A 15,979-nucleotide genomic window follows, 5' to 3' on the forward strand; every position below is an offset into this window, starting at 1 on the left:
CACGAAGCCGCGCGGCAATCAACCAGCGCGGAAAATCAGATGATCTTCCCAGTCCTCTTCGGCCACGCTGTTCTCGCTCAGCATACGTCCCGACTGGGAAATCCGCTCGGCATGCACCGCATCCGCATCGCCGCTCACCAGGTGATGCCAGTGCGGCAGATCCTTGCCCTCACTGACCAGACGATAGGCGCAGGTCGGCGGCAGCCATTGGAACTGATCGGCCTGCGCCGGCGTGAGCTGGATGCAATCGGGCACATGCTTGACTCGATTGGGATAGTCGCTGCACCGGCAGCTCTGCAGGTCCAGCAGTTTGCAGGCGATACGCGTGTAATAGACGGCGCCGTCATCCTCGTCCTCGAGCTTCTGCAGGCAGCACAGGCCGCAGCCGTCGCACAGCGACTCCCACTCACCCGGATCGAGCTCGGCGAGCGTCTTGCGTTTCCAGAAGGGTTCGAGGTTGGCGGTCATGGAGCAGTATGGACTCAGGTGAAAAAAGCGCGGCAGTCTAGCTTGAGCCCCAGCCCTGGCCAAGCGGCGCATGCCGAATGGCGCCATCAGGGATTGATTGTACGAGCCGGTCATCGCCGCTGGCGGGGTGCACCCGCCCTACAGATCTGCACCCGTAGGGCGGGCGCAACCCGCCAAGTGCCTCAATAACCGCGAGCGAAATCCACTTCACCACGCAGCGGCTCTCCGGCTTGCCAGCGCGCCAGGTTATCGATGAACAGCTCACTCATCAGTGCCGGGTCGGTGGGCGCCGAGCTGTGACCGGTGAGCAGCAGGCGCGGCGCCGTCCAGAACGGGTGGCCTGGCGGCAGTGGCTCTTCGCGACAGACGTCGATCACCGCGCCGGCCAACTGGTTGCGCTCAAGCGCGGCGACCAGATCGGCATCGACCACGGCGACACCGCGCCCAGCATTGATCAACACGGTCTCTTCACGGAAATGAGCCAATAGATCGGCATCGTACAGATCGCGGGTTGCCGGCGTGTCCGGCAGCAGGTTGATCACGTAATCGGCCCAGGCGATCAGCCGAGGCAAGTCGTCCATGGCCGCCACTTCGGCAAAAGGCGCCTGCTCTCGGGCGTGGCTGGCAACGCCACGCAGTTCCACAGCGAAGGGCTGCAGAAAAGTGGCCACGGCCTGTCCGATATCGCCGCAACCGACCACCAGCACCCGGCGCCCACGCAGGCTGCGCGGCAAGCTGTGATCCCAACGCTGCTCGACCTGCGCTGCCAGCCGAGCGAACAGGCGCCGCTCATGGGCCAGCATATGGCCGAGCACGTATTCGGCCATTACCTGGCCAAAGACGCCGACGGCGCGGCTTAGGCGATAATCACGCGGCAGGCCGGCCGCCAGCAGCGGCGTGATGCCTGCCCAGGTCGACTGCAGCCACTGCGGGCGCAGCCCTTCGCGCAGCAAGGGGGCGAGCAGGTCGGGCTGACCCAGCCACAGCTCGCATTCGCCGGCGAGCGTACGCAGCTGTTCGGACTGCGAGCTGGCTACCAGCTGCAGCTCAGGGCAGGCACTACGAATACGCTCGGCATAGAGAACGTGGTCATCTTCTGCGATCAGCAGGCGCATGCTTCAGACCGGGTCGTTACGGCACAGCAACTCGTCGGGCAAGTGCTGAATGTAGTCTTCTTCGGGCGGCGGCATCTGCAGGTGATAACCCTGCTTTTCGAGATTCTCCAGCACCGTGGCGATGTCTTCCCGCGCCAACTGGCGCTCCGGGCTGAGCACCAGGTCGAAGGCGTGCGCGGGCGGGCCGAATACCGCGAGCAGGCCCTCGGGCACGCGGGTCAGGGCCTCGGCCTTGAGTACGTAGAGGTACATCTCGTTCTTGCGCGGGCTCTTGTAGATGGAACAGATGCGTTTCACGCGGATTCTCCTTCAGCGGCCAGGCAGTTCAGAAGCGCCTGACCCATCAACTCCCGGCGCCAGCCCCGCAGGGAGTCGGGCAATTGGTACGGGCCATTGGGAAAGCCGCTTTTCAGCAGGGCTTCCAGGGTTTTCTTGCGCAGCATCAGCTCGGGCACGATATCCAGGCGCTCGCCCTCACGCTGGCCGACGGCACGTAGTTTCTTCAGCAGCGCCGAGGCTTCGATTGGCAGCGGTTCGGGCAAGGCTTCCGGCCATTGCTCGGGCGGCAATGCTGCGGCCTCGCGAATCAGCTTGAGCAGGGTTTCGCCATCCTGGCGCACGGTCTTCGGGTGCATGTCCTCGATACGCGCCAGCGCCACCAGGTTATCCGGCTGGGTGCGCGCCAGCGGCCACAGCGAATGCTCGCGCAGCACGCGATTACGCGGCTGATTGCGCGACCGCGCCTCGCGCTCGCGCCAGGCGCACAGCGCGCGCAGCACCGCTTGCTGCTGACGCGACAGTTTCCAGGCCAGCTTGGCATCGCGCCAGGCGTCCTCTGGCGCCACTTCACGGCTCAGGTTGGCCACCAGTTCGGCGCCGTCCTCCAGCACCCACTCGACCTTCTGCGGCGCCAGGCGAGCCATCAGCGCACGGTACACCTCGACCAGATGCAGCACGTCTTCGGCGGCGTAACGCACCTGCAGCTCGGACAGCGGCCGCTGCAGCCAGTCGGAGCGGGTCTCGCCCTTGGGCAGTTCGATATCGAGCAGCGCCTGCACCAGGCGCGAGTAGCCCATGGAGAAACCGAGGTTGAGATAACCGGCCGCCAGTTGCGTATCGAACAGCGGCGCCGGCAGGCTGCCGGTCAGGCGCAGGAACACCTCCAGATCTTCACTGCACGAATGCAGCACCTTGACCACGCCCGGCGCTTCAAGCAGTGCAGCGAACGGTCGCCAGTCGCTGATACCCAAGGGGTCGATCAGATAGGCACCCTCGCCAGCGCTGACCTGCAGCAGCCCGGCGATGGGGTAGAAGGTGTCGACGCGCATGAACTCGGTGTCCAGCGCGACGAAAGGCAGCGCCTGCCAGGCAGCGCAATGCTCGGCCAGGCCGGCGTCGTCGAGAATCCAGTGAATGTCGTTAGCCACGCGGCTCTCCCATGAACAATGCCGCGCAGTATATATGCCTAGGCGATCCCACGGGGTGCGGCCTGCCGTCGGCAACAGGAACTGTGTAATCTGTGCCGCGCACCACCTCCGCCACGGAAGAACGACAATGCTGAAGAAACTGCTTGCCCTGCTCGTCATGCTGCTGGCCGCAGCGGCCGGTTACCTGGCCCTGACCCCCAGCCCGATCGATCCGCTGCCCTGGGACGCCGCGCCGGCCCCGGAGATGACCGGCGTGCTGGAACCCAACGACACCCTGATGAAGGCTGAACTGCTGGCGCGCGGTCAGGTTCACGGCCCGGAAGACACCGCGGTCGATGGCCAGGGCCGGGTGTACGCCGGCCTGCATGACGGGCGCATCGTGCGTGTTCAGGAGGACGACAGCCTGGAAACATTCGTCGACACTGGCGGCCGCCCGCTGGGCATGAACTTCGATGCCGATGGCAACCTGATTGTCGCCGACGCCTACAAGGGCCTGTTGAGCATCGACCCACAGGGTGCGATCAAGGTGCTGACCACCGAGGCCGACGGCCTGCCCTTCGCCTTCACCGATGATCTGGATATTGCCAGCGACGGCACCATCTACTTCAGCGACGCCTCCTCGCGCTTCGAACAGCCGGACTACCTGCTCGACCTGCTCGAAGCCCGCCCGCATGGGCGTCTGCTGAGCTACAACCCGGCCAGCGGCGAAACCCGCGTACTGCTCGATGGCCTGTACTTCGCCAACGGCGTGGCGCTGTCGGCGAACGAGGACTTCGTGCTGGTCAACGAGACCTATCGCTACCGCATCACCCGCTACTGGCTCAAGGGCGATAAGGCCGGCCAGCACGACATCTTCATCGATAACCTGCCAGGGCTGCCGGATAACCTGCAGGGCGACCGCAAGGGCACCTTCTGGGTGGCGCTGCCCACCCCGCGCAAGGCCGACGCCGATTTCCTCCATCGCCACCCCTGGCTCAAGGCGCAACTGGCCAAGCTGCCGCGCGCGCTGTGGCCGAAGGCGATTCCCTATGGCTTCGCCATCGCGCTCGATGAACAGGGCAACATCGTCCGCAGCCTGCACGACACCAGCGGCACGCATCTGCGCATGGTCACCTCGGTGAAGCCGGTGGGTGATTACCTGTACTTCGGCAGCCTCGACAACGACCGCATCGGCAAACTGCAGATTCACTAAGAGTCTGCCCACGATCGTTCGACCAGAGTCCACCTGCGAATGACAACAAAAAGGCAAAGCGGTCATTCGCAGTCGTGCCCAAGTTGGTGGGCTGAAGCGGATCGCCGCCCGGCCTACCCTATCGTAGGGCGGGCTTCAGCCCACCAAATCGAAAGGGTGGACTCAGACCTTCTGGGCAATCCAGATGGTATGCCGCGTGCCGCGGTTGCCGTGGGCATAGACTTGCACCGCCTCGCCCTTGAAACCGGCCTTGCGCACTTTCTCGGAGAACGCCCGGTCAGCGCTGGATGACCAGACCGCCAGCATGCCCTTGGGCCTCAGCGCTTTGGCACATTGGCGCAGGCCGTCCATGCTGTACAGCCAGTCATTGCCCTTCTGGGTCAAACCCTCGGGACCGTTGTCGACGTCCAGCATGATCGCGTCGTAGCACTGCTCGGCAGCCTGCAGCACCTTGGCGACGTCGTCCTGAATGATCAGCGCACGCGGATCGTTCAATGGGTAACCGGCTTTCGCCCCCAACGGGCCACGGTTCCACTCGACCACGCCAGGCACCAGCTCGGCCACCGCCACCTCGGCATCCGCGCCCAGGTGTTGGAGTGCCGAAGCCAGGGTGAAGCCCATGCCCAGACCACCGATCAGCACCCGCACCTGTGGACGACCGGCAATCTGTTTGCAGGGAATCGCCGCCAGGGCATCTTCCGAGCCGTGCATACGCGTATTCATCAACTGCCCGCCATCGCCACCGGCGATCTTGATGACGAAATCCTCTCCGTATTCGAACAGGTTCAACGCACCATTCGTACCCGGGATCGGAGCGGTGTCGAGCAGGACAAAACGTTTCATACGTGGCAAGGACCTGTGTAGCGAGCGTGAGGGCAGGCAGCATGCCTGAATCGCTCGGGCAACACAGCCACGCGCCAGAAATGACGAGGCCCCGCGTTCACACGCGTGGCCTCGAGGTCACAGCGGCGCTGCTTTCAGAGCCTGGTCAAAGTCAGACTTTGCGCAATTCTCAGACCACGCCCTGCGCCAGCATCGCATCGGCGACCTTGACGAAGCCGGCAATATTGGCGCCCTTGACGTAGTTGATGCGGCCATTCTCTTCGCCGTGGTGCACGCAGGCATGGTGAATGTTCTGCATGATGCCGTGCAGACGCTCGTCCACCTCGCCGGCGCTCCAGTGCAGACGCATGGCGTTCTGGCTCATTTCCAGACCGCTGGTAGCCACACCGCCGGCGTTGGACGCCTTGCCCGGTGCGTAGCAGATGCCGGCGTCGACGAACAGGTCAACCGCTTCCAGGGTCGAGGGCATGTTGGCGCCCTCGGCCACACAGATGCAGCCGTTCTTCAGCAGCGTGCGGGCGTTGTCGCCGTCCAGCTCGTTCTGCGTCGCGCAGGGCAGCGCGATGTCGCACGGCAGGTCCCAGGGGCGCTGGCCGGCGAGGAACTGCAGACCGTAGTGCTCGGCCATTTCGCGCAGACGGCCACGGCGCACGTTCTTCAGATCCATCAGGTACAGCCACTGCTCATCGCTCAGGCCGCTCTCGATATGCAGAGTGCCCTCGGAGTCGGACAGCGAGATGACGCGACCGCCCAGTTCCATGACCTTCTGCGCCGCATACTGGGCGACGTTGCCGGAACCGGAGATGGCCACGCGCTTGTCTTCGAAGCCCTTACCGATGCGTTTGAGCATCTCCTGAGCGAAATACACGCAACCGTAACCGGTCGCTTCCGGGCGGATCAGGCTACCGCCGTAACTCAGGCCCTTGCCGGTCAGCACCGAGGTGAACTGGTTGGACAGACGCTTGTACTGGCCGAACATATAACCGATCTCGCGGCCACCGACGCCGATGTCACCGGCTGGTACGTCCAGGTCGGCACCGATATGGCGGTACAGCTCGCTCATGAACGACTGGCAGAAGCGCATTACTTCGCCCTCGCTCTTGCCCTTGGGATCGAAGTCCGAACCGCCTTTGCCACCGCCCATCGGCAGCGAGGTCAGCGAGTTCTTGAACACCTGTTCGAAGGCCAGGAACTTGAGCACGCCCAGGTTCACCGAAGGATGGAAGCGCAGGCCGCCCTTGTACGGACCGATGGCGCTGCTCATCTGGATGCGGTAGCCACGGTTGACCTGCACCTGGCCGCGGTCGTCGACCCACGGCACACGGAACAGGATGGCGCGCTCCGGCTCGACCATGCGTTCGAGAATACCGGCATCGCGATAGCGCGGGTTGGCTTCAAGGAAGGGCCACAGACTGCGTACGACCTCCTCCACCGCCTGGTGAAATTCCGGCTGATCGGGATCGCGCTGTTTCAGGCGCGCCAGGAAAGAATCGACGGACAACGACATGCGGCACCTCGACACCACAAAGACAAAAGTGGCCGGCACTCTATCAGGCGGCAAAGCACCAAAACAGATCAAAATGTCGCTTTAGTGAAACTTTTTAGTGCATTAACCCGGGCGCATGGCCAAATGGCCCGCTTTAAAGCCGTTCACGCCCGTTCACGCGCGCACCAAAATCCGTCCTACTGCGCACAGTTTTCGATCACCGCCGTCATCTCGAGGTCCGCTATCGGTGCGCCTTCAGCGCCCAGCAGCAGCGCCTCCATGCTCTGCCGCGTATCGGCCATCAGGGTGGCGAGGCTATCGCGGTCATAGCGACTGGCATCGATCGCAGCGCCGATCGCCAGCTGTACCGGTTGATCGAGATTAAGGCGCCAGGTACGCGCCGGCAGCACATGCTGAATGCCGCGGATGGCGACCGGCACGATCACCGCATCGGTATCCAGCGCCAGGTGGAAGCAACCTTTCTTGAACGGCTGCAGCCGGCCATCGACCGAGCGCGTCCCCTCCGGCGCGGCCCACAGCACGATGCCGCTTTCCATCATCTGACGGGCGCGCTGTAGATCACGTCGGGCCTGCTGCGGATTGTGCCGGGCCACTGAGGGAAATTCTGCAGCGCGCATGGCGCGGCCGAGAAATGGAATGCGGTACAACTCGCTCTTGGCCAGCATGCGAATCGAACCCGGCATGGCAACGAAGCTGGCCGGAATGTCGTAATGGCTGGAATGCGTGCTGAGGATCAGGTAACGCCGACCGTCATTGAAGTCCGGACACTGGCCCTGCACCGTCATATGCATGCGCACCAAACGCAGCAATGTTGCAGACCAGGCACGGGTATAACCATCGACGTGCTCGCGGCGCAACCGCCCTACCGCGGCCCGGCCAATCACCAGCAGGCAGAAATGCAGCGTCACGCCAAGCGTGCACAACACCACACCGGCACGACGAGCCAGATTCGCGCTGTGCGCGATGGGTTGCAGTCTCAGCATGAAATGGCTCCTTACTTATCGGGAGGTTGATCCGGGTGCAGCGCATTGGCTAGGCGGTATGATGCCGACAAACGCGTCTACGACACAGGAGGTACCATGCCATTCGCTCAACTGATCAGCACGGAACAGCTTCAAAGTCGCCAGGGCCAGGACAACCTGCTGATCCTGGATTGCCGCTTCGCCCTCGAAGACCCGGCCTATGGCCGTCGCAGTTACCTTGACGGGCATATTCCCGGTGCCCACTTCCTCGATCTCGAACAAGACCTGTCTGCCCCGGTGATCAAGGGCGTAACCGGTCGCCACCCGCTACCGGACCCAAGCTCACTGGTCGAACGTTTGCGCAGCTGCGGCCTGCGGGCGGACAGCCAGGTGGTGCTGTACGACGACGGCCCCGGCGCCTTCGCGGCTCGGGCATGGTGGTTGCTGCTTTGGCTGGGCAAGCGCGATGGCCTCTACCTGCTCGATGGCGGCTTGAAGGCGTGGCGCGAGGCCGGCCAGGAACTGAGCATTGCCCCGCCGGAGAACGCACCCGGTGATTTCTCGGCGCAACCCGACAGCGACCTGCTGCTGAGTGCCGAGCAACTGACCCTGCGCCTGGGCAATCCGGATCTCACCCTGCTCGACGCCAGAGCGTTGCCGCGCTTTCGCGGCGAGGTCGAGCCACTCGACCCAGTCGCCGGACACATTCCCGGCGCGCAATGCGCGGCATTCACCGACAACCTCGGGGCCGATGGCCGGTTCCTGCCGGCACAAGCGCTGCGCGATCGCTTCGACCAACTACGCGGCGATCGCCCACTGGAAAACCTGGTGGCCTACTGTGGCTCCGGGGTTACGGCCTGCCACAACCTGTTCGCAATGAGCCTGGCCGGTTATCCGCTGGCACCGCTGTACGCCGGCTCATGGAGCGAATGGATCACCGACCCGGCGCGTCCGGTTGCCACCGGAGAATGACCGGGTTTTAAGTACCAATCGAAATATGCGCAATAACTCAAATCTGGAATCAATTTAAAAACAGTCCTTTACAGCTGAAATATCGCGCTAGACTTGAAATTGAGCGGCTAACCCCGCTCCCGGTGGGGCCTTTATCGAAGAGCCACTAGAAAAGCTGCCACGCGCCCGGCCCCACCGGCACTCTCCGCGAGGATGCCATGGGAATTGCCGCCTGCGATCTCAGCCAGCACGTGATCCGCCCTACCCTTCTCTATCTGAAGTGTCATAGCGCCACGGCCGAAGCCCTGCTGCTGGGGGCTGCAGCCTGCCAATCGGCACTCGGCAGCGCGCTGGACACCCCGCAAGGCCATGGCCTTTACCGCATCAGCGGGCAGCGTCACCAGACGCTCTGGGATCAGCATTTGGCCTTCGACCCCGAACTGGCCAGCCGCGTCCGTGGTCTCGCCAGCCAGCACGCCTTTCTCGAAGCCCCGCATATGGAACTGACCGTCAACCTGCGCTACGCCACGGCCATCGCCTGGCTACTGGTGGAAGCCGAAAAACTGCAGCTGCCAGCCGCCAATGACCTGATGGCCTTGGGCCGAATTTGGTGCAAGGTTTTTCAACCTCAAGGCCGCCAGCACGACTTTCTCGAAGCCTGGCAGCGCTGTATCGAGCCGGTGAGCCAGGTCGCCTGACCAAGCCGTCAGAAAAAACCTGAGGGAGATACGCGCCAAATCTCACCAATTGTCCGACAATGCGCTCTATTTCGGGAACTTCAGCGCCTTGGCAGCGGTCAGGAAAAACTGTAGCGTGCGCCCCCTCGCCTCACCACAGGAGCTTCCCCGTGAGCAAACGCCTTCTCAAGACCGGCCTTGCCGTCGCTATCACTGCCACTTCCAGCCATGGCTTCGCCGCCGGCTTCGCCCTTAACGAACAAAGCATTTCCGGCATGGGTACGTCGTTTGCCGGCCGCTCATCGTCCGCCGATGACGCCAGCACCGTGTTCGGCAACCCGGCCGGCATGTCCCGCCTCAAGCGCGAGGAAATCAGCGTTGGCGCCGCTGCCATCTATGCCAAGAGCGATATCAGCCATGCCACAGCCAGCTCCGCCTTCGGCCCTGTAGCCGGCAGCAATGACGGCGACATGGTGCCGGTCACAGGCGTGCCCATGGGTTATTACGTCAAGCCGCTGGACGACAAGGTCGCCTTCGGCCTCGGTATCTACGTGCCATTCGGTCTGATGACCGACTACGAAAGCGGCTACCAGGGCCGCTACTACGCCGACAAGAGCTATGTGCGCGTCATCACTGTCCAGCCGACGCTCAGCTATCGTTTCAACGACAAGCTGTCGGTAGGCTTCGGCCCCACCTTCAACCATATCGAGGGCGAGCTCTCCTCGTCGCTGAATGCCGGCACCGAAGACGGCAAGGTGAAGGTCAAGGGCGATGATACGGCGGTCGGCTTCAACGTCGGCGTGCTGTACGAATTCACCCCGCAGACCCGCCTCGGTCTGACCTACCATTCGCGCGTGAAGTACGAGCTGGAAGGCGACACCCGGGTACAGGTCGGTGGCGCACTGGCAGGCCTGGCCGGCAAGTACGATGCCTCGCTCGACGTGACCACTCCCGAATCCGTGGACCTTTCGCTCACCCACGAACTCGACGACCGCTGGACCCTGTACGCCGGCAGCACCTGGACGCGCTGGAGCCGCTTCCAGGAAATCCGCATCGAGAACGAAACCTCGACGCTGCCGCCGCCGCTGGCCACCATCGTCGAAGAGCAGAACTGGCACGACACCTGGGCCCATGCGGTCGGCCTGTCGTACAAGCTCAACCCACAGTGGACGCTGCGTACCGGCGTCGCCATCGACCAGTCGCCGACCAACAACGTCGACCGTTCGCCGCGCGTGCCGTCCGGCGACCGCACCATCTTCAGCGTCGGTGCCGGCTGGAGCCCGAGCGAGGACATGACCATCGACCTGGCCTACTCCTACCTGCGCGAAGAGTCGGTAGACGTCGATCACGTCAGCGCCACTCGCGGCGCCTACAGCGCCCGCTACAAGAACAGCGCGCATGGCCTGGGGGCGTCGCTCAGCTACCGTTTCTGATCGGCGTCACGCACGCGGCCAGGGACGGCTGCGTGAGCTACCTCCAACCGCTGAGGATCAGGGCTGCGAGGCGATGGCCTTTTCCACAGCGGCGATCAACTCGGGATCATCCGGCTTGGTCAGGCTGGAGAAGCTGGCCACCACCTTGCCCTGGCGGTCGACCACATATTTGAAGAAATTCCAGCGCGGCTGCCGGCTCTGTTCGGCCAGGCCCTTGAACAGCGGAATGGCGTCATCGCCTGACACCGCTTGCGGCTCGGTCATAGCGAAGGTCACGCCGTAATTGACGTAGCAGACCGTAGCCGTTTCCTTGCTGTCAGCAGACTCCTGACGAAAGTCGTCGGACGGCACGCCCAACACTTCCAGGCCCTGATCCTTGAAACGCTGATAGAGCGCTTCGAGCCCTTTGAATTGCGGGGTAAAGCCGCAGAAGCTGGCAGTATTGACCACCACAAGCGGCTTGCCGCTGTACTGGCAGAGTTCGATGTTCTCGCCCTTGGTGCGCAGCTTGGGCAGCTCGCCCTGCAGCATCGCCGGACATTCGGCGGCCAGCACCGGCAGCGCCAAACTGGAGAGCAGCAGGAAGCAGGCAAAACGGCGGAAAGACATGACGATTAACCTCGAGCGATAAAGCGATCTCGCCACGCTACTCGCAGGTCCGCCCGCAGGCAACTAGCAGATACCGACGCCCAACTGCAGCAAAGCCAGCCCGCCCTGGCGCCAACCCCACCAGGCCAGCGCCAGCAGCGAAGCGAAGCCCAGCGCCACGGCACCGAACGTCAGCGCCTTGCGGCTCACGCGGGCGCCCCCTGCAGGCGCGCCACCGGTACCTCGCGCACGGGCCAGTTGAGCGCCGCGGCCATCAGGCTCAGGCCGATGGAAATCTGCCAGACCAGATCGTAGCTGCCGGTGGTGTCGTAGAGATAACCGCCCAGCCAGCCGCCGAGGAAGGAGCCGAGCTGGTGGAACAGGAAGACGATACCGCCGAGCATCGAAAGGTTGCGCACACCAAACAGGGTCGCCACGGTGCCGTTGGTCAGCGGCACCGTCGACAGCCACAGCAGGCCCATGGCGATACCGAACAGGTAGGCGCTCCACTGCGTCAACGGCGCCACCAGGAACAGCGTGATCACCACGCCACGCAACAGGTAAAGAATGCTGAGCAGACGCGGCTTGGCCATGCGCCCGCCGAGCCAGCCGGCGATGTAGGTACCGAAGATATTGAACAACCCGACCAGTGCCAGCACCGTAGTGCCGGTGAGTGCCGGCAGGTGGTGGTCGACCAGATACGCCGGCAGGTGCACGGCGACGAACACCACCTGAAAGCCACAGACGAAGAAGCCCAGCGCCAGCAGCCAGAAGCCGGAATGACTGGCGGCCTCACGCAACGCCTCACCCAGGGTTTGCTGCGGGCCATAGCTCGCCGGTGGCGGCGTCTCGTTGATCATCGCGGCCAGCGGCACGATCAGCGCCACCAGCAGGCCCAGCGCCAACAGCGCCGCCGACCAGCCCAACCAAGCGATCAGGCCCAGCGTACCCGGCAACATGGCGAACTGGCCGAACGAGCCGGCGGCCGCTGCGATACCCATGGCCATGCTGCGCTTCTCTACCGGCACGGCGCGCCCGACCACGCCGAGAATGACCGAGAACGAGGTGCCGGACAGGCCGATACCGATCAGCAGGCCGGCGCTCAGCGACAATGACAGCGGCGAGTCCGCCATGCCCATGCACAGCAGCCCCAGCACATAAAGCACGCCGCCGATGACGATGGCCTTGCGCGCACCAAAACGGTCGGCCAGTGCGCCAGTGATCGGCTGCGCCAGGCCCCAGATCAGGTTCTGCAGCGCGATGGCGAAGGCGTACACCTCGCGCCCCCAACCGAACTCCGCACTCATCGGCGGCAGGAACAGGCCGAAGCCATGGCGAGTGCCAAGCGACAGCGCCAGGATCAGCGAGGCGCCGAGCAGCAGCCAGGTGGTTGAACGCCAAGCAGTTGTCATTATTGTCTCCAGCGTACGGCCGCCTGCGACCGCGTAGGCAGTAATACGGCCATCAGGCCAGTTCGTCGAGCAGCTTCATCAACTCGGCGCGGCGACTCTCACCCAGCCGAGCGTTCAGCGCACACTGCACCTGTTCCCACAGCGGCAGCGCCTGTTCGACACGTTGCAGGCCGGCCTCTGTGAGCCGTACCTCGCGAGCGCGCAAATCGCGCCCTTCCCCCAGTTGCACCAGCCCCTGTTCTTCCAGCACCCGCAGATTGCGCCCCAGAGTACTGCGATCCAGCCCCATGGCTTCGGCCAGCACGGATATGCTCGGCTGGCCGAGCCGCTGAACATGGCGCAGCAAGGAAAACTGGGCAGCCCCAAGGCCGACGGCGGCCAGCGCGTCGTCGTAGCGTCGGGTCACGCCACGGCTGGCGCGGCGCAGTTGGGTACAAAGACAGGAAGTCGGCAACATAAATGCAGGTATATACCCGCATCGGCGATTCACACTCATACAGTTACGTAGCGCGTCACCATAACAGTTGCTTCAGAGGCTCAATGCCAACGCCAGCAGCGCGCCGCATTCGGCCAGTTCGACCAGCGCTCCAGCGGTATCGCCCGTGGTGCCGCCCAGGCGCCGCAACAGCGCGCGGCGCAGCCACACGAACAACAGCAATGCCGTCGCCAGAGCCAGCAATGCGGGCCAGCCGAACAGCAGCATGCCCAGCAGATGCCCGCCGAGCACCCAGGGCAACTGCTGGCGCGGCAGATGATCGACCAGCGCCTGGCCCAGGCCACCGGCGCGCACGTATGGCGTGCTTGCCAACAACAGCGGCAGCAGGCTGCGCCCCAGCCAGGGTAGCAGTATCAGGCAGGCGCCCTTTCCGGTTTGCAACAGCGTCAGCAGCGCAGCGAACTTGAGCAACAGCAGCAGCACCAGCACCACCACGGCGATCGGCCCGCTGCGTGGATCCTTCATGATCGTCAGGGTGCGCTCGCGGTCGCCAAAGCCGCCCACCCAGGCGTCCGCGGCGTCGGCGAGGCCATCCAGATGCAATCCGCCGCTCAGGCCAACCCACAGTGCCAGGATGATCGCGGCCTGCAACAGAGCCGAAGTCTGCCCCAGCAGCAGATGTGCAAGCCATAGCAACAGGCCGAGCAACAGCCCTACCGCGGGATACCAGAGCAGCGAGCGCCCCATCTGCTCGGGCGTCGGCATGCCCGGCAGACTGACCGGCAGACGGGTGAGGAACTGCAGGGCGATCAGCAGCGCAATCATGGCAACTCCGTCAGGCGCCCGTCGGCATCCAGGCTCAGGCGAAAGCGTTCGGCGTAGCCGACGTTGACCTGCAGCAGATCCTGGCGCGGCAGCTCACGTGCCCGCGCCAGCAGCAGGCGCATCACGCCGCCGTGAGTGACCAGCAGCAGACGCTGGCCGGCATGCGCCCTCGCCAGCCCCTGCAAGGCGGCGAGCACGCGGGCCTCGAACTGCAGCAGCGGCTCGCCATTGGGCGGCGTGAAGGCATAAGGGTCGGCCCAGAAACGCCCCAGCGCTTCGGCATCGCTGTCCATCAGCTGCGCGGCGCTGCGTCCTTCCCAGTCACCGAAATGCAATTCCTGCAGGCCTGGCTCGTAGTGCAGCGGCAACCCATGAGCTGCGGCCACTTCCTCGGCGAAACGCGCGCAGCGCTGCAGCGGCGAGCTGATCAATCGATCCCAGGGCCCAGCGCCCTGCACGGCGACGCGCAACTGCGCCCAGCCCTGCTCGGTCAACGCATCGTCCAGGCTGCCGCGCAAACCACCGCCCTGCTCCGTCTCACCGTGACGCAGCAACTCCAGATGCAGCATTAGCTCGGCCTCTCTGCCACAGCAGCCTCGGCGAAGGTCGCCATCTGGCCGTGCAGCGCACAAGCCAGACGCAGCAAGGGTACGGCCAGGGCAGCGCCGCTGCCCTCGCCCAGGCGCAAACCCAGCTCCAGCAGCGGCTCGGCCTCCAGCGCCTGCAACACACGCACGTGGCCTGGCTCGGCTCCGTGGTGGGCGAACAGCAGCCAGTCACGGCAACCAGGATTCAGGCGCACGGCGAGCAAGGCCGCAACGCTGCAGATAAAGCCGTCGACCAGTACCGCGACGCCCTGCTGTGCAGCGGCCAGGTAGGCGCCAACGAGGGCCGCGATCTCGAAGCCGCCAAGGTGGACGAGCGCCTGCAAGGGTTCATCGATCTGTGCCCGATGCAATGCCAGCGCCGCATCGATGACCCGCGCTTTGTGCGCCACGCCCGCGCCGTCCAGGCCGGTGCCGGGGCCAGCCAGATCGCTCGCCGGACAGTTCAGCAGCCAGCAGGCCAGCGCTGCCGCTGCCGTGGTATTGCCAATACCCATCTCGCCACCGACGAACAGATCGCAGCCGGCGGCGCGGGCGCGCTGGATACTGTCGCGTCCCGCTTCCAGACAGATCATCGCCTGGGCCAGAGTCATGGCCGGATCACGGACGAAATTCTGTGTACCGGCGCCAACCTGCAAATGTCTTACCCCAGGCAGCAGCGGCAGCGGCTCGGCAGTACCCAGGTCGATCACCTCCAGCGCGGCATCCAACTGACGCGCCAGCACGCTGATGGCCGCGCCGCCGCTGACGAAGTTGGCCAGCATCTGCCCGGTCACGGACTGCGGGTAGGCGGAAATACCCTCGGCCACCACACCGTGGTCGCCGGCGAAAATGGCGATCCACAACTTGTCCAGGCTGGGCCGCTCGCGCCCCTGCAGCGCCGCCAGATGAATGGCCAGCGCCTCCAGTCGGCCGAGCGAGCCGGCCGGCTTGGTCAATTGCTGCTGACGGGTTTCAGCCTTGGACTGGGCAACATGATCGAGCGGCTGACACGACCCCTGCCACCATTGCAGACTCATAGGGCATTTCCCTTGAGGGTCATCGGCAGCCCGGCGACGGTGAACACCACGCGCTGGCTGCGTTCGGCCAGCGCCTGATGCAGCCAGCCAGCCTCATCGACATAACGGCGCGTCAGTTCGCCCAGCGGCACCACCCCCAGCCCGGTTTCGTTGCTGACCAGCAGGATGCGCCCCGGCAACTCGGCCACGCAGTTCAGCAGCGCCTCGCGCTCGGCATCCAGGCGCTGCGGGTCTTCCAGCATCAGCAGGTTGGTCAGCCACAGGGTCAGGCAATCCACCAGCAGGCAACGCCCGGGGGCTGCCTGTTCGCGCAGCACGCGAGCCAGCGCCAGCGGCTCTTCGATCAGCGCCCAATGCGCCGGACGCCGCGTGCGATGCTGTGCGACACGGGCGCTCATCTCGCCATCGAGCGGTTCGCTGGTGGCGATATACACCACGTCCAATCCGGATTCGTCGGCAAGCTTCTCGGCCAGGCGGCTCTTGCCGGAACGGGCACCGCCGAGGATCAGTTCAAGCATG

At 64.5% G+C, this 15,979-nt stretch carries 19 protein-coding genes; 4 read left to right on the forward strand and 15 right to left on the reverse strand.

The genetic code is table 11. The annotated features are described in order from the left end of the window. Positions 1-18: 18 nt before the first annotated feature. The 4 genes from P3C50_RS11870 to rnd all read right to left on the reverse strand — a co-directional run bounded on the left by P3C50_RS11870 (position 19) and on the right by rnd (position 3,010). Positions 19-468 carry a YcgN family cysteine cluster protein gene (locus P3C50_RS11870; RefSeq protein WP_197856646.1) on the reverse strand — a complete coding sequence of 150 codons (450 nt, stop codon included), beginning with the start codon at positions 466-468 and terminating at the stop codon, positions 19-21. A 182-nt stretch (positions 469-650) separates the two neighbouring features. Next, positions 651-1,583, reverse strand: a complete 933-nt coding sequence (locus P3C50_RS11875; RefSeq protein ID WP_275546161.1) for a D-2-hydroxyacid dehydrogenase — start codon at positions 1,581-1,583, stop codon at positions 651-653. 3 nt (positions 1,584-1,586) lie between these two features. Continuing rightward, positions 1,587-1,880 carry a YcgL domain-containing protein gene (locus P3C50_RS11880; protein WP_013716186.1) on the reverse strand — a complete coding sequence of 98 codons (294 nt, stop codon included), beginning with the start codon at positions 1,878-1,880 and terminating at the stop codon, positions 1,587-1,589. Then, the gene (rnd, locus tag P3C50_RS11885; RefSeq protein WP_275546162.1) at positions 1,877-3,010 is read right to left on the reverse strand and encodes a ribonuclease D; all 1,134 of its coding nucleotides are present in this window, start codon (positions 3,008-3,010) and stop codon (positions 1,877-1,879) included. The genes P3C50_RS11880 and rnd overlap by 4 nt, the downstream gene beginning before the upstream one ends. A gap of 130 nt (positions 3,011-3,140) precedes the next feature. Here rnd and P3C50_RS11890 point away from each other — a divergent pair, with 130 nt between their 5' ends. Further along, positions 3,141-4,202 (forward strand): SMP-30/gluconolactonase/LRE family protein, encoded by a 1,062-nt coding sequence (locus P3C50_RS11890; RefSeq protein WP_275546200.1) that lies wholly within the window; start codon positions 3,141-3,143, stop codon positions 4,200-4,202. Positions 4,203-4,364: 162 nt separating this feature from the next. Here the strand turns inward: P3C50_RS11890 and P3C50_RS11895 are convergent, their stop codons facing one another. From P3C50_RS11895 to P3C50_RS11905, 3 genes are all read right to left on the reverse strand, one after another. Next, positions 4,365-5,045, reverse strand: coding sequence for a spermidine synthase (locus tag P3C50_RS11895; protein ID WP_275546163.1), 681 nt, complete (start codon positions 5,043-5,045; stop codon positions 4,365-4,367). A 169-nt stretch (positions 5,046-5,214) separates the two neighbouring features. Beyond that, positions 5,215-6,552: an NADP-specific glutamate dehydrogenase gene (gene gdhA / locus P3C50_RS11900; RefSeq protein WP_275546164.1), complete on the reverse strand. Its 1,338-nt coding sequence runs from the start codon at positions 6,550-6,552 to the stop codon at positions 5,215-5,217. Between the two features lie 176 nt (positions 6,553-6,728). Then, positions 6,729-7,535, reverse strand: coding sequence for a lysophospholipid acyltransferase family protein (locus P3C50_RS11905; RefSeq protein WP_275546165.1), 807 nt, complete (start codon positions 7,533-7,535; stop codon positions 6,729-6,731). Between the two features lie 96 nt (positions 7,536-7,631). Between P3C50_RS11905 and P3C50_RS11910 the strand changes: the two genes are divergently transcribed. The 3 genes from P3C50_RS11910 (at position 7,632) to P3C50_RS11920 (ending at position 10,575) form a co-directional block, all read left to right on the forward strand. Beyond that, on the forward strand, positions 7,632-8,486 hold the full coding sequence (locus tag P3C50_RS11910) for a sulfurtransferase (RefSeq protein WP_275546166.1): 855 nt from the start codon (positions 7,632-7,634) through the stop codon (positions 8,484-8,486). A 197-nt stretch (positions 8,487-8,683) separates the two neighbouring features. Continuing rightward, positions 8,684-9,163 (forward strand): hypothetical protein, encoded by a 480-nt coding sequence (locus P3C50_RS11915; RefSeq protein ID WP_275546167.1) that lies wholly within the window; start codon positions 8,684-8,686, stop codon positions 9,161-9,163. Between the two features lie 149 nt (positions 9,164-9,312). Continuing rightward, entirely contained in the window at positions 9,313-10,575 is a 1,263-nt protein-coding gene (locus P3C50_RS11920) for an OmpP1/FadL family transporter (RefSeq protein ID WP_275546168.1), read from the forward strand. A 57-nt stretch (positions 10,576-10,632) separates the two neighbouring features. Here the strand turns inward: P3C50_RS11920 and P3C50_RS11925 are convergent, their stop codons facing one another. The 8 genes from P3C50_RS11925 to cobU form a co-directional block, all read right to left on the reverse strand. Further along, positions 10,633-11,184 carry a glutathione peroxidase gene (locus P3C50_RS11925; protein WP_275546169.1) on the reverse strand — a complete coding sequence of 184 codons (552 nt, stop codon included), beginning with the start codon at positions 11,182-11,184 and terminating at the stop codon, positions 10,633-10,635. A 63-nt stretch (positions 11,185-11,247) separates the two neighbouring features. After that, on the reverse strand, positions 11,248-11,373 hold the full coding sequence (locus P3C50_RS11930; protein WP_275546170.1) for a hypothetical protein: 126 nt from the start codon (positions 11,371-11,373) through the stop codon (positions 11,248-11,250). Beyond that, the gene (locus tag P3C50_RS11935) at positions 11,370-12,575 is read right to left on the reverse strand and encodes an MFS transporter (protein WP_275546171.1); all 1,206 of its coding nucleotides are present in this window, start codon (positions 12,573-12,575) and stop codon (positions 11,370-11,372) included. Before P3C50_RS11935 ends, P3C50_RS11930 begins: the two co-directional genes overlap by 4 nt. A 52-nt stretch (positions 12,576-12,627) precedes the next feature. After that, on the reverse strand, positions 12,628-13,032 hold the full coding sequence (locus tag P3C50_RS11940) for a MarR family winged helix-turn-helix transcriptional regulator (protein ID WP_197856656.1): 405 nt from the start codon (positions 13,030-13,032) through the stop codon (positions 12,628-12,630). A gap of 72 nt (positions 13,033-13,104) precedes the next feature. Further along, positions 13,105-13,836, reverse strand: a complete 732-nt coding sequence (locus P3C50_RS11945; RefSeq protein WP_275546172.1) for an adenosylcobinamide-GDP ribazoletransferase — start codon at positions 13,834-13,836, stop codon at positions 13,105-13,107. Continuing rightward, a complete protein-coding gene (cobC, locus tag P3C50_RS11950) occupies positions 13,833-14,405 on the reverse strand; it encodes an alpha-ribazole phosphatase family protein (protein ID WP_275546173.1) in 573 nt (190 codons plus the stop codon). The genes P3C50_RS11945 and cobC overlap by 4 nt, the downstream gene beginning before the upstream one ends. Beyond that, positions 14,405-15,460 (reverse strand): nicotinate-nucleotide--dimethylbenzimidazole phosphoribosyltransferase, encoded by a 1,056-nt coding sequence (cobT, locus tag P3C50_RS11955; RefSeq protein WP_275546174.1) that lies wholly within the window; start codon positions 15,458-15,460, stop codon positions 14,405-14,407. The genes cobC and cobT overlap by 1 nt, the downstream gene beginning before the upstream one ends. Beyond that, the gene (gene cobU / locus P3C50_RS11960) at positions 15,457-15,978 is read right to left on the reverse strand and encodes a bifunctional adenosylcobinamide kinase/adenosylcobinamide-phosphate guanylyltransferase (protein ID WP_275546175.1); all 522 of its coding nucleotides are present in this window, start codon (positions 15,976-15,978) and stop codon (positions 15,457-15,459) included. Before cobU ends, cobT begins: the two co-directional genes overlap by 4 nt. Position 15,979 lies beyond the last annotated feature (1 nt).

Source organism: Pseudomonas sp. Marseille-Q0931, assembly GCF_940789645.1.
GTDB lineage: Bacteria > Pseudomonadota > Gammaproteobacteria > Pseudomonadales > Pseudomonadaceae > Aquipseudomonas.